Here is a 19,265-nt window from a genome sequence, read left to right as displayed (position 1 = left end):
CTCCATGCCAGCCGTGAGATAACTCTATCTAGAAAAAGGTTTGATGCAATGCCGGACTGGTGTCTTGATCGTGATAAGGCTGGCCATTATTGGTTGCAGGCTGGTGATCGGGTGCCAAGGCGCGCCATTATTGGCGGGGCTGGTTTCATTACGGCCGATGGCAAACGCGAAGGCGATATGGCAACACCAGTTGGCCGGTGGGCATTGCGCCATCTCTATTATCGGCAGGATTTGCTGGGGTCGGTTGATACGGTCATTCCGGCAAGTGTGATCACGCCGCATTGTGGCTGGTGCGATGATCCGGCGCATCAAGATTATAATTGCCATGTGACCTTGCCCTTTGCAGCCAGCCATGAGGTGATGTGGCGTGATGATGGCGCTTATGATCTTGTTGTCATGCTGGGGTTTAACGATGCGCCACCAATCGCCGGACGCGGAAGCGCCATTTTTTTGCATTGTATCGCCGATGGCAAAACCAGTACTGCCGGATGTGTGGCGTTGGATCGAGATGATCTTATCAGCATGCTTAGTTTTGCTGATGCTGCTCAACATCTATCAATCGATCCGCGATTGTTGTCCTAGCGCGGCGTCAATCTGATTACGGCGGTGACGCAGTTTTTCATTGGTTGGTACCATTGCCACCATCATGCCATTGGCAACAAAACCCATGTGAATCATGATCATATTCGAGATTAAATTCATACAAATTTTCTGCGCGGTTCCGGCGGTTAATCGTGTTGATCCGGCAATGATTTCACCGCCGGTGGCAAGCAGGATTGGATGATCGGCTGCGGTCAAGAGGGGGGTGTTGGGATTATTGGCTATGCCGATGGTCATTGCGCCTGATTTGCGGGCTGCCTCAATTGCGCCGATCGTATAGGGGGTTTTGCCGCTGGCAGCGATGCCGATCACAACATCATTCGCGCCACCATCAAGCGCGGTAAAGCCAGCCGCACCAGCAGCGGCATCATCTTCGGCATTTTCAATGGCCCCCAAAAGCGCCGATGGCCCGCCTGCAATCAAAAAGCCAAGCCGGTCTTTGGGCCAGTTAAAGGTTGGTGGCAATTCGGCGCCATCTTGAACCCCAATACGGGCCGATGTGCCAGCGCCAGCATAGATTAGCCGACCTTTGCTTGTCCGGCTCAGGCGGTCATATGTGGCAATTGCTGCGGCTTCAATTGCTGGCAAGGCGGTCCGCAATGCCGGAATTGCACCTGCTTGACTGTCAAGCATAAGCGACAGCGCCGCCGATGGTGCCATTTTATCAACATGACGGCCAGCTGGCGGCACATCTTCGGTGGTGTCGTGATTTGGATCTCGATTTCTGATGCTCATCGCGTCACTATAGGCGTCAGCAAAGCAAAAGAGAAGAGACGCATGGCAGGATCATTTGTTATAGGCTTGATGTCGGGAACCAGTGCCGATGGCATTGACGCTGCGATTCTGCAAACTGACGGCCAGAAATTTCAAAATACAGGCTGTTCTGGATCGTTTGAATATCGGCCCGAAACGCGCAATGGTATCTGGGCGGCTGTCGCTAATGCATATGATCACATGCATGATGCCCTCGCCCGTCAGCATCTTGATCGGCTAATTGCCGAAGATCACGCAAATGCCGTTTTGAAATTACTAGACAGCAGCAATCAATCGCCGGCATTGATCGGCTTTCATGGCCAGACAATCTATCATAATCCCTCTGGCAGTGATGGTCACCCGCTGGGCCGCACGACAATTCAGCTTGGCGATGCCGCATTATTGGCCGCCAAAACTGGCCTGCCGGTCGTGCATGATGTGCGGCGTGCCGATATGGCGGCTGGCGGGCAGGGCGCGCCCTTGGCACCGGTGTTTCATGCGGCGATGCTGGCGCGTCTTGCCGTCGATTTGCCGGCGGTTCTGGTCAATATCGGGGGGGTTGCCAATCTGACTTGGGTTGCCAATCAAACAGGGGTAAAAGATGGCGCGGGCTTGATCGGATTTGATACCGGACCCGGTAATGCGTTGATGGATGATTATATGCGGCTTTATTGCGATGCTGATTTTGACAAAGATGGCGCATTGGCGGCAAGTGGCATAGCGGATACCACGCTTGTCGATGTATGGCTTGATGAGCCTTATTTTACCGCTGATTGGCCAAAGTCACTCGATCGTCAGGCGTTTCAACATTGCCTTGATGATGCGCGATTGCTGGCCAAAGCGCCAGCTGATGCGATGGCCAGCCTGGCTCTGTTCACGGCAAACAGCATTGCCGCGGCGATTGATCAATTGCCCGCGCCGCCGCAAACAATCCTGATTGCCGGTGGCGGCAGACGCAATCTTTGCCTCAAAGCGCATTTGCAAAACCGGTTTGGCGGTGCCGTGAAAGATGGCAATTTTGTTGGCGACAGGTCGTTATTTTCGCCTGATATGCTTGAGGCCGAATTAATGGCATTTTTGGCAGCGCGGCATATCTCTGGATTGCCAACATCATTTCCGGCAACAACCGGGTGCCATCGACCGGTTTGTGGCGGGGTGCTAGTACGACCGGTTTAGATCAGCGCATCAGATCCTGAAACATAAAATGGCCGGTAAGGTGGCGGCGGTGGCAACAGATCACGGATATCGGTAAATGGAAACCGGCTATCAAGACGATAGGCTTCGGCATAATGGCCGTCAGGCGCATTACATTGGGCGGCACGAAACCGGTTCATGATCGCGCTGGCGCTGGAAAATCGAGATGGATCCTGACTGTGATGCGCCATGATGGCCTTTTGCTTGGCGGCGAAATGCGGAGTAATATCAATATAGTAATCCGGCGTAAAACCAACCCCCATCAAAGTGTCGCAAAACAATACCGGACAGATGAATCCGGCAGCGTCACGAGCATAAGCTGCTAGTGCACGATGATCGGGATGATAATCTTCAGGCGCATGGGTAATCACAAGATCGGGCGCGGCATCGCGAATGAAATCCTTGATGCGGTTTTGGGCATTTGGCGCATCAGCAAGCTGGCCATCGGGAAGATCAAGCAAGGTTGGTGTGCCAAGCGCGGCAAGCCCGTTTCGGGCTTCATCAGCACGTTGCCTTGCGAGTTCGGCGCCTTGATTAACACCGCCAGCCGCACCATCAGTGGCAACGCCAAGGATCAGATTATCGCCGCGCGATGATGCGGCTGCCAAAAAGCCATAGGCAAAGATTTCCAGATCATCAGGATGTGCGCCAATGGCCACAATATTCATTTACTGACTCCGTCTTGATCGCCTGCGATGGCTAAATAGATATCGCAAAGCTTTTGCTTTCGCCCCGAAATAGGTTTTAATAATGCCATGATAGCGAATGCAAAGCTGGTAACAAATAACAATCTTATGATGCGCGGCAAACGGGCAAGGGACAGGGCATAAATGACGCTGATTTTCACCGGCTATATCGAAGGCTATTATGGCAGGCTTTTCGATTGGCATGATCGCAACCGGCTTCTTGGCGGCGTTGCCGCAGCGGAAATGACAAGCTATTTTTACGCACCAAAAGAAGATGCACGTCATCGGCAATTTTGGCGTCAGCCCTATGACAAGGCGTGGCAAGCTGAATTTACCCAATTTGCCACCATTGCAGCGGCCAAGAATATTCACCTGATTGCCGGTATCGCGCCCGGGCTGGATTTTGATTTTGCCAGTCTAGATGCGTCGGTGGATCAGAAAAATGATTTCACCACTTTGGTGGCAAAGGTGCGCCAGTTTTTGGCAAATGGTGCCAGCATGATTGCGCTATTGATGGACGATATCGCCGCTGATTTTGAGGCGCGATCTGGCAGTTTTACAAATGAAGGTAGGGCGCATGCGGCGCTTGCCAACCGGCTTGGGCTGGCCATTGACGCCGCGATCATTATTGTACCACGTATCTATGCCGATAGTCTGATCACGCCAGATGATACGCAATCCTTAGCCTATCTTGAACAATTTACTAGCCACCTCGACCCACAGCATCAGGTGGTCTATTGTGGGGATGATATTGTTGCGCCGCGTCCTTTTGGTGATGCTGGCGGGCATCTTGATCCGGCATCGATCATTATCTGGGATAATTTTTACGCCAATGATTATTGTCCACGGCGGCTATTTCTTGGGCCGTGGCGCAATACTGACATGCCGCATATAATGCTGAATCCAACAGGCATGATCGAGACTGATTTGCTGCTTTTGGGACTAATGGCGGGCGGGCGCGATCAGGCTGGGCGCGGCAGTGAGGCTGGCAAAATATACTGGCGCGAATTGATGCAAAAAGCAGCGGTGCCGGATGTGTTTTTTGACATTGCCGCCTATTTCGATGCGCCTTATGGCTTTGCCGCCGAATTTGCAATGCCATCGGCGAAAACCGCATTGGCGGCGCTGGATATTTTGCTATGGCGTTGGAAATCGCCGCTTCAACGTGAATGGTACCCACATCTGATGGGGCTGAAACAGGATATCCTGCTGGCCAATGGTGAATTGCCATTGGAGCGCATCGAAAAAACGCAAATGGCACCGCTTGCCCGCCAGCTTTCTGGCTTTGCCGCAAAAGGTTAATCCTGTGAAAACTATAGACTTGCCTCTTGTCTGATTTATCATAGCTCGGCCGATAATGGCTCGACTAATCACGGCAAGGGGGTAAAATTCAGATCATGTTGGCGATATTGATCATGTTGAATTGGAAGATGGGCATCATTTCGCCTTTATCGCGCCTTTTGTCGATCGTGTGACGCGCGAGGAGACTATCCCTGTCGCGCTTGATCCGGCAGGGTTTGATCGTGCCGCATGGCTTAATGATGTCAATCAGCAGATTGTCGCGTTTATGTTTTGTTAAAATGACCTAAAGCGTCAGAGATGATAGGCGGTCAGCAAGCTTGACAATCACATCGCGGCCTGCATTGGCAAAGGCAAAGCGAAGAGCGCCATCCTGTCCAGCCCCAAAAAAAGCACCCGGAATAACAAGAACGCCCGCTTTGCGTGCCATGGTTTCGGCAATCTGGCGCGAGCCAACACCGGTAAAGGGGTGACGAACATAGCCAAAATAGGCACCGCTACTCAACAGATCCCAACCGGGTAAATCATCCATTGCGGTTCGAAATACGGCGGCGCGTGCCGCGATTCTTTCGCGATTTTCCTGTCGCCAGCTTGTCATGGATGCCAACATTGGCGTCAAGGCATGCTGTGCCACACGCGGGGCACAAATCTGGATATTATCAATAATTTTTGCCAATTGGGCGACGACGTCGCGGCCGGCAATGATGGCACCAAGCCGATGCCCGGGAAGACAATATGATTTTGAAAAGCTGTAAAGCTGGATCAGTGATGATTGCCAATCATCCTTTGCAAAAAGATGATGCGGCACATCCATGTCAAGCGGCATAAAATCGCGATAGGTTTCGTCAAGGATAAGCCAGATTCCCCGCTTTTGACATAAGGCCAGAATCTCAGCAAGAAGCGGTGCCGGATAGATGCTGCCTGCCGGATTATTGGGGCTGACCAGCGCGATCGCGCGTGTTTGTGGCCCGATAGCAGCATCAATCAAAGTGCAATTGGGAAGCAGGCCGCCATCATCATCACAATCAACATAATCAATGCCAACACCAAGCATGCCAAGCGTTGATTCATGGTTGAAATAGCAGGGGCGCATCATCAAGATACGGTCGCCATGCCCCGCGAGCGCCAGCACGGTTGCGACAAAGGCCTGATTACAGCCCGAGGTGATTTGCACTTCACTGCGATCAATTTTGGCATTGTAAATCTGGCTTACATGATCGGCATAGGCGTTGCGAAATTCGGGATCCCCCTCAACCGGCCCATAACGCGCCAATGCCGGATCAGATGCCCCCGTGGCCAATGCCGCCAAAATATCGGGATGTGCAGAATAGCCGGGAACCGCCTGACTCATATCAATCAAAGCCCCGTTGGCACCATCATAAGATGATTTCCAGTTTAGCACGATTGAAACAGGCGGCGCATTCAAAGTGGCAACAGCAGAATTAAACATGTGACTTGCCTATGCTAGCAATGTGGGGTGAAAATAGCCTTAGACTAGCCAGAGATAGGGTGCCAGACAAGATGGATATCTGTCTAAGCTTGGTATCGTTGTCAAATTAGTATGTTGGAGACCTGGCTTAAACATTTGGCCGCCTAGCGTGATTACGTCAATTGAGTGAGGACTGAAAAATGGGGAATTATCACATCATCGGCAGGGCAGGTGCGGGGTCATTGATTGCCGAATTTTTATTTCGTGAGGCCGGTATTGATTATGACATTTCCTTTCCCGATCCGGCCGAGGTGAAAAGCCCTGATTTTTTTGCGGCAAATCCGCTTGGCCGAATTCCTGTTTTGATTTGTCCTGACGGAACGCAGGTTTTTGAAACGCTGGCGATCATTCATCATATCACCAGCCGGTTTGGCGATCTGGCACCGCCTCAAGGCACACCGCAAAATGATCGCTATCATCAATATCTGGCGCTTTTGGCGACGTCGGTTTATCCGGCTTATCATCGCCAGCATCATACCCGCTATTATGGCGATGCGGCGGCGGCTGAAACGATCCGGCAAAAGGCGCGTGACGAACATCGGGTTATTTTCGATCATCTTGAAGCCAGCCTTGACCCTTATATTTGCGGGCAAACCCTTACCGCTGCCGATTTCTATCTTTATATGCTTAGCCGCTGGGATCTTGATAAAACGGCAATGCGTAAAAACCGGCCGCGATTAAATGCCCTGCTTGATGAAATTCGCGCACGGCCAGCGGTTACCACCGTGATCGCCGCGCAGCCACGCCGCGCCAAACCAGCCTAATAGCTGATCAAATTGGCAAACAAAGCCCGATCATTGACCATGAAAAAAGGCAGGCAAAACATGCCTGCCCGATGATCGGTTTTGATGGGATTTGTGATGATCGTGGCTAGAGACCAGCCATCACATCGCGAATGATCTTGATGATCGCGGCTGGCTGTTCAGCACAGGGGATATGGCCTGCATCTTTCACCAGTTCAAATTTTGCACCCGGGATCATATCGGCAGTGCCGCGCACCAGATCTGGCGGGGTGGCACCATCTTGATCACCAACAACGCAAACCGTTGGTACAGCAATATTGGGCGCTTGATCACGGAAATCAGCATCACGAATGGCCATGCCGGTGCCAATATAGCCGTCAAGTGGCGTGCGGGTGAACATGGCCCTATATCCATGCAGTTCGGTTGCGCGGTCGGCGTGAAAAGCTGGTGAGAACCAGCGCTGCATATTAGCATCAACAAGCGCGGCCAAGCCACCATCACGCGCAATGGCGATGCGGTCGTTCCACATTTCGGCATTGCCAATTTTGGCAGCCGTGTCGCAAAGGATCAGGGCTTTAGCAAGATCGGGGCGGGCGTGATACAGACCTTGGGCAATCAGGCCGCCAACTGACAGCCCAACAACAACCGCGCCCGATAGGCCAAGATGATCCATCAAAGCAACAAGATCATTCACATTATCATCGATCTGATAGGGCGGTGTTCCCATGCCGGATAGGCCATGGCCACGTTTGTCATAGCGAAGAATGGAATAATCAGCCGATAGATCGTCAACACAATCCTGCCAAATGCGGAAATCGGTGGCAAGCGAGTTGGAAAAAACAATAAGCGGCTTGGCAGCGCCAGCATCATCAAATTGATAATGAATGGAGATACCGTTGATCATTGCGAATTTCATGTCATGTCTCGTTTTACTAAAGGTGCAAGTATGTGCGGGTTAGGGCTGTTGGGGCTGAATGATGCCTTCTTCCAGCGCCTTGATTTGCAAGGCTAGATATTTCGAATAGATCCGGCATTGGGCAAAGCTGCCAGCGATAAACCATAGGCCTGGCTGTCCGGTCTGACAATACATATTGCGCAGTTCCATGCCATCGCCAAAACCCCAGATAGGGCCAATTCGTGCAGCAATTTCATCGCCGAATAATTTGCTGACAAGATATTCCTGCGGTTTGTAGCCGGTCGCCATAATAACAATATCAGCGTCAATTTTACGACCATCTTTCATCACCATGCCATGATCGGTGAATTGGTCAATCTGGTCGAATTGCACAAGATCAATTTTGCCCTCGGCAAGCAGGTCAGAACAGCCAACATTGAAATAATAGCCACCACCACGGGTAAGATATTTAAACTGCCAGCCGGTATCATCATCGCCAAAATCAAGTTTGAACCCGACATTTTCTAGACCATCAAGAAGCGCCTTATCGGTTTTGCGCGCGGCTTTGGTGAAATGGCGATGTGCCTGTTTGACAAGTGGGGTTGGCATTGAGGTGGTGATGAAATCACATTCATCCGTGCCGCGGTCTTCGTCATACAGCTTGTAGGGGAATTGAGCGCTAGGTTCGATGTTGACAACAAGGCTGGGGCTGCGCTGGATCATGGTGACTTTGGCACCGCTTGAATATAGGTCTTGTGAGATATCATGGCCGCTATTGCCGCAACCAATAACGATGGCATGTTTTCCTGACCAATCTTCGCCATCATGATATTGGCTGGAATGAACCGCTGGCCCTTGAAAGGCTGAAAGCGAGTCAATTTTGGGAAGATTGGGAATGCCGCTAACGCCGGTGGCCATAATCACATGGCGCGGTGACATATGACGTATGCCGCCATCGGCGGTGCGCAATGCAACCTGCCAACGTTCGGTCTTGTCATCATAACTGGCCTTTGTCACTTCACATTGCGTCCAAAAATTCAGCTCCATTGCGGCGGCGTAGGATTCAAACCATAAAGCCAGCATATCTTTTGGAATATAGGTCGGCCATGTTGGCGGAAAAGGCATATAGGGAAGATGATTGACATGAAGCTGATTATGCAAAATCAGCGCATGATAGCGATTGCGCCAATTATCGCCGATGCGGTTGTTTTTATCGACAATCAATGTGTCGATGCCAAGCTGGGTTAGCCGTGCGGCAATCGCCAAGCCAGCCTGCCCACCACCAACAACCAGAACGGCCGGGCCATGATTTTCGTAGCTGGCGGCAGCAAGGCGTTTATCCAGCCAGTTTGGCCCGCGAAAATCACGCGAATAGGATTGCCCTGTTGGCCGGTTACGGTCGGTTTTTTCCTCAAAGCCGATCAATGCATCGATTGCGGTAAAAAATGTCCATGCCCGATAATGGTCAGGATGTTTCTCATCTGCATTAAGCCGCAAAATACCACGGCAATGTGCGGCATGGGTGGTAAAGGTAAAAAAGGCTTCGATCGCATCACTGCCAGCACGGGTCACAAGGCGTGGCGCGGTGGCTTGGGGATCAAGCGTGATCGCGCCACTTCCGGCTTTGGCCGCCGCCGCGGGAAGGCTGTTTAGAATGTTTGTTGCGCCAGTAACGGTCTGAAGCTGCCAGCTGAGCGCTAGCGCGTCGCGCCAAAAGCTGTTGTCGTGAAATAGATCAACGAAACCTGCCGGTGTTTCACCAGTAGATGATGAGGTTTGATGCAGGGCGGCATTGAAGCGGCAAAGCCAGTCATCAACAATCGAATCAATCACGGATAATGCGTTTTGGTCGTTCACTATCTTCAAAACCTTCTTTGAAACCGCCAAATTCATTGGCATCAAGTTGCAGAGATCGTCAATCGCCGGCAAGAGGGTTGTGCATTATATCATCCTAATCAAATCCATCCTTCTGGCAATATTGATATTATAATTTCCGCGCCAGAGCCAGAAATTACCCCAGAGCCAGAGCCAGAAATTACCCCAGAAATCATGCGCTGAATCGGGTGATGGCTGGCCCCAAACAATCGGGAGAAACAGTCGGTTTATTGAAGTATGAGCCTGTTTTCTGCGGCTGCTAAAGACTGGATTTGCGGTCAAGGATACGGAGCTAAATGTTCAAAGCGGCAAATTGAATACGAACAAAAATAAATTTAGGTAGTTTTCAGACAATACTTGACCAACCTCCATTCGTTGTCTCTTAATAGCTACCGTCTTTAATTGGCGGAAACGCTAAAATAAAAATCCGATAATCGGGAGGAATGAAATGACAAATAAACTTCTCAAGGGTGCATTGGGGTTTGCAGCTGTTTCGGCTGTTGCCCTTGCGGGCGGAATTGCCCATGCCAAGGATACAATTACAATTGCGGTGCCGTCGTTTTTAACAGGTGGTGCTGCTGGTCCATTTGGCATCCCTGCTATGAATGGTGCCAAAATGGTCACTGATGCCATTAATGCTGGAAAGCTTCCGGCACCTTATAATACTAAAGGTTTTGGCGGGGCGACTGCAAGTGTTATCCCTCTAGACGAAGGTGGTGGCGCCACAAAGCAAGTGGCTGAATACAGAAACCTTGTTGAAAAGAGAAATGTAGATGCGATCGTTGGCTATATTTCTTCGGGAAATTGTCAAGCTCTTGCGCCAGTTGCTGAAGAGCTAAAGCAGTTCACCATATTTGCGACCTGTGGAACGCCAAGAATTTTTGAGGAAGCTGCAAGAAAATATGTTTTCAGAACAATGGGTCATGCTACTGCAGACAACGTAGCTGCCGCTATGTACGTCAAAGAAAAATTCCCTGATATGAAAGGGTATACTGGTATCAACCAGAATTATGCTTGGGGGCAGGACTCTTGGCGTGATTTTGACCTTACCTTGCAACAGATTATGCCAAACACAAAGGCATCTGATAAAACTCAATTCCCGAAAATCTTTGCTGGACAGTACGGTTCCGAGATTTCGGCGATGTCTCTTGACAAGGCAGACTTGATTCACACCAGTTTCTGGGGTGGCGATCTTGAGGCCTTTATTTTCCAGGGTAATGCTCGCGGACTTTTTAAGAAAAAAATTGGTGTTTTCACAGTCGGCGGAACGGCAGCCTATCGTCTTGGCAAGAAATTGCCGAATGGGCTTGTTCTTGGAGCGCGTGGGCCGTACGGCATTCTTGTCAAGGATCGCCCATCTGCGTTAAACCAGTGGTTCATAAATACCTATAAAGACATCTATGGCATCTATCCATCAGGCCCAGCCTATCAGTATGGACAGGCCATCCTTGCTGCCAAGATCGCTTATGACAAGGCCGGTAGCGATGCAAGCAACGAGCAGCTTGCTAACGCGTTACGCGGCATTACCTTTGAATCATTTTCAACCACCGTTGAGATGACGCTTGGTGGTGGACATCAAGCTGCAACCGAAAATGGATATGGCATCACTGAATATGACTCAGAGAACGGTGAGAATGTGGTTAAGGACGTTAAGTTCTACCCTGCATCATGCGTATTACCTCCTGAGGGCCAGAACAGTGTTGACTGGATCAAAGGTGGTATGAAAGGCGCTAAGTGCTAATTCGATAATTTTCCACCAGCAGGCATCGCCTGCTGGTGGAACTTTTGTTTAACTCTTTTACTTTCATTCTATTATGGGGGATCTGTTGTGGAAGCGGCTCTGACTATTCTTCTCGACGGGCTTCAGTTTTCGTCATATTTATTCATCGTGTCTGCGGGGCTTACCATCATCTTTGGGGTGATGAAAATTCTTAATGTTGCACACGGAAGTTTTTATGCCTGGGGTGCATACACTGCAGCCTTTTTTATTGGCAAATTTTCGGATATGGGTTTACCCGACGCATTGGGTTTTTTAATCATCGTTGCGGCGGCCATCGTTGTTGGTGTCATTCTTGGTTTTATTATAGAGCAAGGCATCTTGAAGCACATGTATGAGCGCGATGAAGTTTTGATTGTGTTAGCTACTTTTGGCTTATTCCTTGTCTTAGAAGACATTATCCTCATAGCCTTCGGAACAGACCCTTACTTTGCCTATCAACCAATGGCGCTTCTGGACTCGGTTGAATTGGGGGGTATTACCAGAGATGTCTATGGAATGACCCTAATTGGGGTAGCGGCAGTTGTGGCCGTTGGCTGTTGGTGGCTTTTGAACAAAACGAAATGGGGCACCCTTCTCAAAGCAGTTATTTTTGATCGTGAGATGGGTATTTCGATGGGTATCAATGTTCCACTTGTTTACACATTAACCTTTATCGGTGGCGCGATTCTGGGTGGCCTAGGGGGTGCCTATATTGCGCCAACAATCTCAGTCGCACCCGGTCTTGGTACGGAAGTGATTGTGCTGTCTTTTGCGGTTGTTGTTGTGGGTGGTATGGGATCCATTGCTGGTGCCGCCATTGGCTCATTGATCATTGGGATTTTGCGCGCAATTGCTGTGCATGAACTGCCGCAAGTTGAGCTTTTTGTTGTGTTTGCTGTGATGGCCATAGTCCTTGTGTTTCGTCCAGAAGGCTTGTTTGCTCCAGCCAAACCGAGGAAAATTTAAGATGTTTAATGATAGAACAGCGAAATTTTTATTGTTGGCTGCGCTGGTAATCTGTGTTGGAGGTGCTTTTGCGCCAAACTGGATCGTGAACCAATTTATGTTTGGATTTTCAAGGGCGCTTGCGATCCTCGGTCTTATGGTGTTGTGGCGCACAGGATTAGTCTCTTTTGGCCATGCTTTCTATTTTGGGTTGGGCGCATATGCCGTTGCGATCCTTGACAGCAAATTGGGCGTTTCTGACGTGTTTCTCCGCCTGCTGGCAGGCGCTGTTGTTGCGGGCTTCGCTGGTTTTTTAATCGGCTTCATCATGCGAAACTACCGAGACATTTTTTTCGCGATGCTCAACACAGCGATATCGATGGTGTTGTTTGGCATTGTGGTAAAAACTGAATCCTTGGGATCGACGGATGGCTTTGCGATCTCGGCGTCAACCATATTTGGGCTTTCGCCAGAGACAAAATATCCATTGTTCGTGATCATCACACTTGTCGGTTTAACAGCAGCACTTGCGGTGAATTTCTATCTGAAAACGACCTTTGGAAAACTTACCACCGCGATTAGAGACAATGAGATACGCGTTGAGTATCTGGGTTTCTCGGTCGCTCACGCAATTCACCTGAAATACACAATATCGACGATTTTGGCTGGTGGTGCGGGTGCGCTGATGGCGATGTCGCTTGGACAGGTTGACCCGGAGTCGATGATTAACTGGACCGTATCTGGCGAGCTTGTTTTTGTTACCATCTTGTCAGGCCCGGGCAATGTCATTGCACCATTTATCGGGTCTCTGGTTTTTGAAGTCCTTAGAACCTATGCGTTTGAATTGGCCCCACAGGCGTGGCAATTGATTATGGGCGCGACGTTCTTAACAATCATTTTCTTCTTACCCGGGGGAATATGGAGTTTGATTGAGAAGTTGGGAGGGAAGAAAAATGAGAAATAGCTCTTCAATCCTGGAGGTTCGCAACTTGCTCAAAACATTTGGAGCAGTTGTTGCCGCAAAAGACATCAATGTTGATATCTCTCAAGGTGAGATTGTTGGTATTATCGGTGCAAATGGTGCGGGTAAAACATGCTTTGTGAACATGGTTACTGGCTATCTTGCACCAACCGAAGGCAGCATAAAATTTGAAGGGGCTGAATTAGTTGGTCTTGGAACACGCAAAATAACACATGCGGGCATCTCTCGCTCTTTTCAAGTGTCTCAAGTTTTCCATTCGATGACAGTCTCAGAAAATCTTATGATTGCGTTGGCGATTGCGAATAATCGTGGTGCCGATGCGCTTGGTTTAATGGACACGCCGGACTTGCGTTCAAAGCTTGATGAAGTGCTGAAACGCTATAAGTTGGAACCGCAAAAGGACGCCACAGTGAGTGCGCTTGCGCAGGGTGTCCGAAAGCTCCTTGATATTGCAATGGCAGTTGTCAGCAAACCCCGCATTCTTCTATTGGACGAGCCAACAAGTGGTATCAGCGTTGAAGAAAAATTTGATTTCATGGACATTGTTATGGGCGCGTTAAAAGAGGATGGTGTTACCGTTCTTTTCGTTGAGCACGACATGGAAATTGTTGAGCGTTATGTGAGCCGCGTGCTTGCATTCTATCAGGGCGAAATTATTGCTGACATGCCTCCAAAGGACGCATTGGCTGATAAAAAAGTGCAAGAATTCGTAATTGGAAAAGAGCACCACAAGAAAAAGAAATAGGATCTAGTCATGCTTGCAGTTAATGCGCTCGACGTTGATATCAACGGCACTCCGATACTTCGAGGTATTGGATTAGAGATAAATTCTGGTGAAATTATTGGTCTGATTGGCAGAAATGGTGCTGGGAAAACCACATTTCTTCGATCAGTGATGGGGCTTTTGCCAATTGTTGATGGCAGTATCTATCACAATGATAAAGACTTAAAAGAAGAGCCCGGTTATCGCCGAGCGCATATGGGTTTTGGGTATATGCCAGAAGATCGGCGGCTTGTTCCTGAGATGACAGCCGAGCAGAATATCCTTGTTCCTGTTTGGTCCACCAATATTTCAGGCCATGCGGCGCGTCTTGAATGGATCTATAAAATCATTCCTGAATGTGAAAAATTTAAAGATATGCCGGCAACGTCGCTTTCTGGTGGTCAGCAGAAATTGGTCGCATTGGCGCGCGCATTGATGGTTGGCCAGACACTATTGTTATTGGACGAGCCAACCGAAGGCATTGCACCGGTTTTGGCGCAGCGGATGGGTGAAATTCTTGCATCGCTAAAAAAAGAAGGTGTTTCGATTATTATTGCTGAGTCCAACGATGCACATGTCGCCGATGTTATTGATCGAACCTACGTTATCGAACGAGGTTCGATCGTTACCGCTTGATCAGGTGAATATTTAAATGGAATTCAAGGCTGAGGGCGTCATACCAGCAACTTTGGTAGCCTTTGAAACAGATTTTGAAATTGACATTGCAGCATCGCGAAAACATTTGCGTGATGTTGCTGACGTTGTGGGCCTTAGTGCGATCACGGTCAATGGCCATGCGTCGGAAATTCATGCGTTCAGCTTTGCCGAACAACAGCAGCTTTTGGCCGAATCGCTTGATGAAGTTGGCGATGCGCTGCCGCTGGTAAATGGGGTTTATGCCGATGGCAGCTATGCGGCTGTTGCGGTAGCAAAAATGGCGGCTAGCGAAGGTGCGGCGGCATTGTTGGTGTTTCCGCCAAACAGCATGAGCATGGGCGGCCAGCTTCGCCCCGATATGGCAATTGCCCATTTTAAAATGATTGCCGATGCAACCGATCTGCCGCTGATTCTGTTTCAATATCCGGCAAGCACCGGCCTTGGCTATCCGTTTGAAACGATGCTGCAAATTTTTGCCGAAGTGCCTAGCGTCGTTGCGATCAAGGATTGGTGCAATGATCCGATGCTGCATGAACGTCACATAAAAACCTTTCAATCATTGCCGCGCAAGGTGAATGTATTGTCAACGCATTCATCATGGTTAATGGCATCATTATCAATGAAGCCTGCTGGTTTGCTGTCGGGCGCGGGAAGTGTGATCGCCGATTTGCAGGTTGATCTCTTCAACGCGATGCAGCGCGATGATCTGGCAACGGCGCGGGTGGTCAATGATCGGATTTACCCACTGGCACAGGCTTTTTACCGCGCGCCGTTTCTGGATATGCATAACCGGATGAAGGAATGTCTTGTGCTTTTGGGGCGGTTGGATCAGGCGATTGTCAGACCGCCTTTGCAAAAGCTTGCGGCCGATGAAATTGCCAAGCTGAAACAAGCGCTGGTTGCCGCAAGCCTGCAAATTTAGGCGTGGCGCGCTCGGTTCTTGGCTTGGTGTTTAAATTTATTTTTGAAATGAGGGATTGATCATGGCTATTTATGAATTACGCACCTATCAGGTGACTGTTGGGAAAATGAAAGACGCGGTTGAGGCCTATAGTCAAAAAGGCTGGCCAGCTTTAAAAAAGGGCGGCTTTGACAAAAAGCTGGTTGGGTATTTCATTTCAGATACCGGCCCGCTTCATCAGATCGTGCATTTGTGGAAATTTGACGATGATGCCGATCGTCGCAATCATTGGAACAGCCTTTTTGCCAATGATGATTTTATGGATTTTGCCGGTGATCTTCGTCCTTTATTGCTAAGCCAGCAAAACCAGTTGTTGAATGCTGCGCCTTGGGGCCCGCATCCCTGATTGCAAAGGGGGCGCAACACCGCATCGACATGATCATTTGAGGAGATGCTAGGGTGATTAACATAAAATATCTGATCTGGGCGCTTCTTGCCGGCTCATTCATTCCGGTTGTCGGTATTTTGAATGGCCGTGTTGGGCGCGTCCTTGGCGAGCCGCTTCATGCAAGTGTTCTGCTATTCGGTGTTGCCATTCTTTTGGCGATAACAGTGGCGGTTTTGGCGGGGCGAGGGCTTCCTAATATTGGTGATTTTAGGCAGTTGCAACCGGTTGAATATCTGGCCGGTTTTGTCGTTGCTTTCTATGTGATTAGCGCCACGGTTCTAGCCGGCAAAATTGGCGTTGCCAATTTCATTGTCATGGCGGTATCGGGGCAGATTATCTTTTCGCTGCTGATTGACCATTTTGGTCTGTTTGGCGCACCAATCCGGCCGGTAAATCTGTTGCAACTTGGCGGTGCAAGCATGCTTCTTGGGGGCTTGGTGATTACCCAGCTTGCCAATGGAAAATAGATGGTGATGCCCTGCGTGGCTGATACCTGATTAGCGCAGCCCGTCTTTGCCTTCAGCCTCATCATGCGTCAGGCCACCAACACGCGGCAAGGGACGCCCTGAATCAGCAACCGCAACAGCAACCAGAATTTCATTGGCACGCGGGGCGTCATTAACGCTGACTTCCATTCCATCGAAATGTGATCGGACATAGGCAGCGTCCTTATGACCAAGCGGCACATCAATGGGATGACCCATACCGCCCCGTTTCTTGTTTGACGGGACAAGGGCGGCGCCTTTTTCAACAGCGGCACGAAGCGGTTTGCCAAGGCGGGGATGCAAAATGGCCGCGGCATGTTCCAGCTCGCCATTTTCGCCAACAAGTGCGGCTTTGCCATAGCTTTGCGCCTGTTGCGGGGTGATGCCAAGCGCGGCAACGCAACGTTCACCAAGAAGGCCGCCAAGTTCTTCGCCAATTGCCATAAGTGTTTCGAGATCATCTTGATAGGTGCCAGCAAAAGGGTTTTCGATCACCGCAACGGCGGCAGCGCGGCGCGTTGGTGGCGAAATGGTCTGCCCTGCCTCTTCATGCGTGTCTTCGACAATTGTCACGATTTTCCGAATTTTTGCCAATCCCATGACCTGTTCCCCTATGCCTTTGCTGCCGGATGCCGCTGACTGTAAATGATGATTCCACGATCTTTAATCAAAAAATATATTTTGTTTGCTGTCAAACGATATATCCGTTGCAAAAATCCGCTTGATGGGCTTGGGCGATGATGGCTAGCAATTGAAATAATGACATTATTTTGAAATCTGGCCTTTTTGTTTTGGCAATGTTACACCTAAAGATATTGCTTGAATTTGCATTTCATTTTGACGTAATTCGGATTTGCCTTTGCTATGAATGTTTTTGATCCCAGCCATTCTACCGTTCAGAAAACGGCCAATGACTATCAGCTTGAAGATCAGGTCGGCTATAAGCTGCGGCTTGCTAGCCAGCGTCATCTTGAGATTTTCTCGCGGCATCTTCCTGATATGACCCCGACGCAATTTTCTATTCTGGTGCGGCTTCGTGAAGTTGGGGAAGTGTCGCAAAACCAGCTTGGCCGTCTTGTTGCCATGGATGCGGCGACGACAAAGGGCGTGATTTCGCGCCTGATTGATCGGGGTCTATTGCAATCGCGTCAAGATGGTGCTGATCTGCGTCGATTGCAAATCTCGCTTACCCTTGAAGGCCAAACAAAAGTTCAAGCGGCGATTGATCAGGCGCGAGTCATCACCAAGGAAACAACCGAAAATTTGACCAAGCGTGAGGTGGCGCGGCTGCTTACCTTGCTTGATAAATTATAGGCCGAAGGGCGATTGTAATATCTATCTTGACCGGTGCCCCGTGATTGCTGACTAATAGAGAATGATTTCATGCTGCCGGCGCTGGCAAATGATCGCAAAAAAGATAAGAGGGATAATATCATGGCGTCAGAAAAACTTGTGATTACCAATATCGGCCAGATTCTGTCGGGCAAGCTGGAAGCGCCCATCCTTGATGGTGATTGCGTTGTTTCGGTTGATGGCCGGATTACTGATATCGGCTATGCCAAGGATATGGATCTAGATAATGCGAAGGTAAAGGTTCATGCGCATGGGGTGACATTGACCCCCGGTTTGATCGACAGCCATGTTCATCCGGTTATTGGCGATTATACGCCGCGCCAGCAACAGCTAAACTGGATTGATTCCTGTCTTCATGGCGGGGTGACAACGATGATTTCGGCAGGTGAGGTTCATGCCCCCGGACGGCCAAAAGATATTGTTGGATTGAAGGCGATGGCGATCGCCTCGCAGCGTTGGTATGAAAATTTCCGGCCATCAGGCGTGAAAATGCTGGCAGGTGCGCCGGTCATTGAGGATGGCATGGTCGAATCTGATTTCAAAGAGCTTGCCGATGCTGGCGTCAAGCTGCTTGGCGAGGTTGGTCTTGGCTCGGTCAAGGCTGGCGAAACCGCCGCGCAGATGGTCAAATGGGCGCGCAAATATGGCATTCAATCAACAATCCATACTGGCGGCCCGTCAATTCCGGGATCAGGGCTAATTGACAAGGATGTGGTTCTCGAAGCCGATGCCGATATTATTGGTCATATCAATGGCGGCCATACCGCGCTTCCCGATGACCAGATTACCTGCCTTTGTGAAAGCTGTAATCGCGGCATTGAGATTGTGCACAATGGCAATGAACGCGCAGGTTTGCTGGCGATGCGAACCGCCTTTGAGATCAAACAGGCCGAACGCGTGATCCTTGGCACTGACTCACCCGCCGGATCAGGAGTGCAGCCGCTTGGTATTTTGCGGATGATTGCCATGCTGTCCAGCCTTGGTGATATCCCGCCGGAAATTGCCTTTTGTTTTGCCACCGGCAATACAGCGCGTATGCGTGATCTTGATTGCGGCATCATTGAAATTGGCCGCAGTGCCGATTTTGTGCTGATGGATACTGCCCAGCACGCGCCCGGACGCAATATGCTGGAAAGCATTCATCAAGGCAATTTGCCCGGGGTTGGCATGACAATTATTGACGGGATTGTGCGCACCAATCGCAGCCGTAATACACCGCCAGCGGCGCATCTGCCCGAAATTGTTGAATAAGCCATTTTTGAATAGGCCATTGTTGGATCGGCCATTATTGAATAGGCAATTGCCACATGGCCATCTCTCAACCCAAAACTGGCGAAACACCCATCATTTTGCTTTGACGTGATTACCCATGCGACATTAGTTCGCAAAGCATCGGCGCTGCTGGTTGTTTACAAGATGCATTATTGTTAGTATACAA

General features: G+C 49.9%; 21 protein-coding genes. 15 read left to right on the top strand and 6 right to left on the bottom strand.

Going from position 1 to position 19,265, the window contains the following annotated elements:
* The first annotated feature begins 48 nt into the window (after positions 1–48).
* Positions 49–582, top strand: a complete 534-nt coding sequence (locus ABXT40_RS08925) for a L,D-transpeptidase family protein (RefSeq protein WP_443645271.1) — start codon at positions 49–51, stop codon at positions 580–582.
* On the opposite strand, the gene ABXT40_RS08920 is transcribed toward ABXT40_RS08925, so the two are convergent.
* On the bottom strand, positions 556–1,335 hold the full coding sequence (locus ABXT40_RS08920) for an N-acetylmuramic acid 6-phosphate etherase (protein ID WP_443645270.1): 780 nt from the start codon (positions 1,333–1,335) through the stop codon (positions 556–558). The genes ABXT40_RS08925 and ABXT40_RS08920 overlap by 27 nt on opposite strands.
* Positions 1,336–1,377: 42 nt before the next feature.
* Between ABXT40_RS08920 and ABXT40_RS08915 the strand changes: the two genes are divergently transcribed.
* Positions 1,378–2,529, top strand: a complete 1,152-nt coding sequence (locus ABXT40_RS08915) for an anhydro-N-acetylmuramic acid kinase (protein ID WP_443645269.1) — start codon at positions 1,378–1,380, stop codon at positions 2,527–2,529.
* On the opposite strand, the gene ABXT40_RS08910 is transcribed toward ABXT40_RS08915, so the two are convergent.
* Positions 2,526–3,215, bottom strand: coding sequence for a PIG-L deacetylase family protein (locus tag ABXT40_RS08910; RefSeq protein WP_443645268.1), 690 nt, complete (start codon positions 3,213–3,215; stop codon positions 2,526–2,528). The genes ABXT40_RS08915 and ABXT40_RS08910 overlap by 4 nt on opposite strands.
* A 162-nt stretch (positions 3,216–3,377) precedes the next feature.
* On the opposite strand from ABXT40_RS08910, the gene ABXT40_RS08905 reads away from it, so the two are divergent.
* Together ABXT40_RS08905 and ABXT40_RS08900 are read left to right on the top strand one after the other, a co-directional pair.
* Positions 3,378–4,535, top strand: a complete 1,158-nt coding sequence (locus ABXT40_RS08905) for a beta-N-acetylglucosaminidase domain-containing protein (protein ID WP_443645267.1) — start codon at positions 3,378–3,380, stop codon at positions 4,533–4,535.
* Between the two features lie 121 nt (positions 4,536–4,656).
* Positions 4,657–4,812 (top strand): hypothetical protein, encoded by a 156-nt coding sequence (locus ABXT40_RS08900; protein ID WP_443645266.1) that lies wholly within the window; start codon positions 4,657–4,659, stop codon positions 4,810–4,812.
* Positions 4,813–4,818: 6 nt separating this feature from the next.
* On the opposite strand, the gene ABXT40_RS08895 is transcribed toward ABXT40_RS08900, so the two are convergent.
* Positions 4,819–5,982, bottom strand: a complete 1,164-nt coding sequence (locus ABXT40_RS08895; RefSeq protein WP_443645265.1) for an aminotransferase — start codon at positions 5,980–5,982, stop codon at positions 4,819–4,821.
* 179 nt (positions 5,983–6,161) lie between these two features.
* Between ABXT40_RS08895 and ABXT40_RS08890 the strand changes: the two genes are divergently transcribed.
* Entirely contained in the window at positions 6,162–6,785 is a 624-nt protein-coding gene (locus tag ABXT40_RS08890; RefSeq protein WP_443645264.1) for a glutathione S-transferase family protein, read from the top strand.
* Between the two features lie 106 nt (positions 6,786–6,891).
* Here the strand turns inward: ABXT40_RS08890 and pcaD are convergent, their stop codons facing one another.
* Positions 6,892–7,680, bottom strand: coding sequence for a 3-oxoadipate enol-lactonase (pcaD, locus tag ABXT40_RS08885; RefSeq protein ID WP_443645263.1), 789 nt, complete (start codon positions 7,678–7,680; stop codon positions 6,892–6,894).
* 39 nt (positions 7,681–7,719) lie between these two features.
* Complete coding sequence (locus ABXT40_RS08880) at positions 7,720–9,552, bottom strand: flavin-containing monooxygenase (RefSeq protein ID WP_443645262.1); 1,833 nt, start codon at positions 9,550–9,552, stop codon at positions 7,720–7,722.
* A 430-nt stretch (positions 9,553–9,982) separates the two neighbouring features.
* Here ABXT40_RS08880 and ABXT40_RS08875 point away from each other — a divergent pair, with 430 nt between their 5' ends.
* From ABXT40_RS08875 to ABXT40_RS08840, 8 genes are all read left to right on the top strand, one after another.
* The gene (locus ABXT40_RS08875; protein WP_443645261.1) at positions 9,983–11,275 is read left to right on the top strand and encodes an ABC transporter substrate-binding protein; all 1,293 of its coding nucleotides are present in this window, start codon (positions 9,983–9,985) and stop codon (positions 11,273–11,275) included.
* A gap of 87 nt (positions 11,276–11,362) precedes the next feature.
* On the top strand, positions 11,363–12,259 hold the full coding sequence (locus tag ABXT40_RS08870) for a branched-chain amino acid ABC transporter permease (RefSeq protein ID WP_443645260.1): 897 nt from the start codon (positions 11,363–11,365) through the stop codon (positions 12,257–12,259).
* A 1-nt stretch (position 12,260) separates the two neighbouring features.
* Positions 12,261–13,202 (top strand): branched-chain amino acid ABC transporter permease, encoded by a 942-nt coding sequence (locus ABXT40_RS08865; protein WP_443645259.1) that lies wholly within the window; start codon positions 12,261–12,263, stop codon positions 13,200–13,202.
* Positions 13,192–13,965, top strand: a complete 774-nt coding sequence (locus ABXT40_RS08860; RefSeq protein WP_443645258.1) for an ABC transporter ATP-binding protein — start codon at positions 13,192–13,194, stop codon at positions 13,963–13,965. The genes ABXT40_RS08865 and ABXT40_RS08860 overlap by 11 nt, the downstream gene beginning before the upstream one ends.
* Before the next feature lie 9 nt (positions 13,966–13,974).
* Positions 13,975–14,619: an ABC transporter ATP-binding protein gene (locus tag ABXT40_RS08855; protein ID WP_443645257.1), complete on the top strand. Its 645-nt coding sequence runs from the start codon at positions 13,975–13,977 to the stop codon at positions 14,617–14,619.
* Between the two features lie 16 nt (positions 14,620–14,635).
* Positions 14,636–15,562, top strand: coding sequence for a dihydrodipicolinate synthase family protein (locus ABXT40_RS08850; RefSeq protein ID WP_443645256.1), 927 nt, complete (start codon positions 14,636–14,638; stop codon positions 15,560–15,562).
* 61 nt (positions 15,563–15,623) lie between these two features.
* The gene (locus ABXT40_RS08845; protein WP_443645255.1) at positions 15,624–15,947 is read left to right on the top strand and encodes an NIPSNAP family protein; all 324 of its coding nucleotides are present in this window, start codon (positions 15,624–15,626) and stop codon (positions 15,945–15,947) included.
* Positions 15,948–16,000: 53 nt separating this feature from the next.
* A complete protein-coding gene (locus ABXT40_RS08840) occupies positions 16,001–16,456 on the top strand; it encodes a DMT family transporter (protein ID WP_443645254.1) in 456 nt (151 codons plus the stop codon).
* Positions 16,457–16,486: 30 nt separating this feature from the next.
* Here the strand turns inward: ABXT40_RS08840 and ABXT40_RS08835 are convergent, their stop codons facing one another.
* Positions 16,487–17,074 (bottom strand): amino acid synthesis family protein, encoded by a 588-nt coding sequence (locus ABXT40_RS08835; RefSeq protein ID WP_443645253.1) that lies wholly within the window; start codon positions 17,072–17,074, stop codon positions 16,487–16,489.
* 264 nt (positions 17,075–17,338) lie between these two features.
* Between ABXT40_RS08835 and ABXT40_RS08830 the strand changes: the two genes are divergently transcribed.
* Together ABXT40_RS08830 and ABXT40_RS08825 are read left to right on the top strand one after the other, a co-directional pair.
* Positions 17,339–17,788: a MarR family winged helix-turn-helix transcriptional regulator gene (locus ABXT40_RS08830; protein WP_443645252.1), complete on the top strand. Its 450-nt coding sequence runs from the start codon at positions 17,339–17,341 to the stop codon at positions 17,786–17,788.
* Between the two features lie 120 nt (positions 17,789–17,908).
* Positions 17,909–19,078 (top strand): amidohydrolase family protein, encoded by a 1,170-nt coding sequence (locus ABXT40_RS08825; RefSeq protein ID WP_443645251.1) that lies wholly within the window; start codon positions 17,909–17,911, stop codon positions 19,076–19,078.
* Positions 19,079–19,265: the final 187 nt, after the last annotated feature.

Origin of the sequence: Candidatus Ponderosibacter sp. Uisw_141_02, assembly GCF_048087665.1 — a bacterium.
GTDB lineage: Bacteria > Pseudomonadota > Alphaproteobacteria > Puniceispirillales > Puniceispirillaceae > UBA3439.
Note: the sequence above shows the minus strand (reverse complement) of the source record. Positions and strands in the feature narration are given on the sequence as shown.

Coding starts and splice junctions, on each gene's coding strand:
- ABXT40_RS08925 (WP_443645271.1), top strand. CDS start 49: ATGCCGGACTGGTGTCTTGATCGTGATAAGGCTGGCCATTATTGGTTG.
- ABXT40_RS08920 (WP_443645270.1), bottom strand. CDS start 1,335: ATGAGCATCAGAAATCGAGATCCAAATCACGACACCACCGAAGATGTG.
- ABXT40_RS08915 (WP_443645269.1), top strand. CDS start 1,378: ATGGCAGGATCATTTGTTATAGGCTTGATGTCGGGAACCAGTGCCGAT.
- ABXT40_RS08910 (WP_443645268.1), bottom strand. CDS start 3,215: ATGAATATTGTGGCCATTGGCGCACATCCTGATGATCTGGAAATCTTT.
- ABXT40_RS08905 (WP_443645267.1), top strand. CDS start 3,378: ATGACGCTGATTTTCACCGGCTATATCGAAGGCTATTATGGCAGGCTT.
- ABXT40_RS08895 (WP_443645265.1), bottom strand. CDS start 5,982: ATGTTTAATTCTGCTGTTGCCACTTTGAATGCGCCGCCTGTTTCAATC.
- ABXT40_RS08890 (WP_443645264.1), top strand. CDS start 6,162: ATGGGGAATTATCACATCATCGGCAGGGCAGGTGCGGGGTCATTGATT.
- pcaD (WP_443645263.1), bottom strand. CDS start 7,680: ATGAAATTCGCAATGATCAACGGTATCTCCATTCATTATCAATTTGAT.
- ABXT40_RS08880 (WP_443645262.1), bottom strand. CDS start 9,552: ATGAATTTGGCGGTTTCAAAGAAGGTTTTGAAGATAGTGAACGACCAA.
- ABXT40_RS08875 (WP_443645261.1), top strand. CDS start 9,983: ATGACAAATAAACTTCTCAAGGGTGCATTGGGGTTTGCAGCTGTTTCG.
- ABXT40_RS08865 (WP_443645259.1), top strand. CDS start 12,261: ATGTTTAATGATAGAACAGCGAAATTTTTATTGTTGGCTGCGCTGGTA.
- ABXT40_RS08860 (WP_443645258.1), top strand. CDS start 13,192: ATGAGAAATAGCTCTTCAATCCTGGAGGTTCGCAACTTGCTCAAAACA.
- ABXT40_RS08855 (WP_443645257.1), top strand. CDS start 13,975: ATGCTTGCAGTTAATGCGCTCGACGTTGATATCAACGGCACTCCGATA.
- ABXT40_RS08850 (WP_443645256.1), top strand. CDS start 14,636: ATGGAATTCAAGGCTGAGGGCGTCATACCAGCAACTTTGGTAGCCTTT.
- ABXT40_RS08845 (WP_443645255.1), top strand. CDS start 15,624: ATGGCTATTTATGAATTACGCACCTATCAGGTGACTGTTGGGAAAATG.
- ABXT40_RS08835 (WP_443645253.1), bottom strand. CDS start 17,074: ATGGGATTGGCAAAAATTCGGAAAATCGTGACAATTGTCGAAGACACG.
- ABXT40_RS08830 (WP_443645252.1), top strand. CDS start 17,339: ATGAATGTTTTTGATCCCAGCCATTCTACCGTTCAGAAAACGGCCAAT.
- ABXT40_RS08825 (WP_443645251.1), top strand. CDS start 17,909: ATGGCGTCAGAAAAACTTGTGATTACCAATATCGGCCAGATTCTGTCG.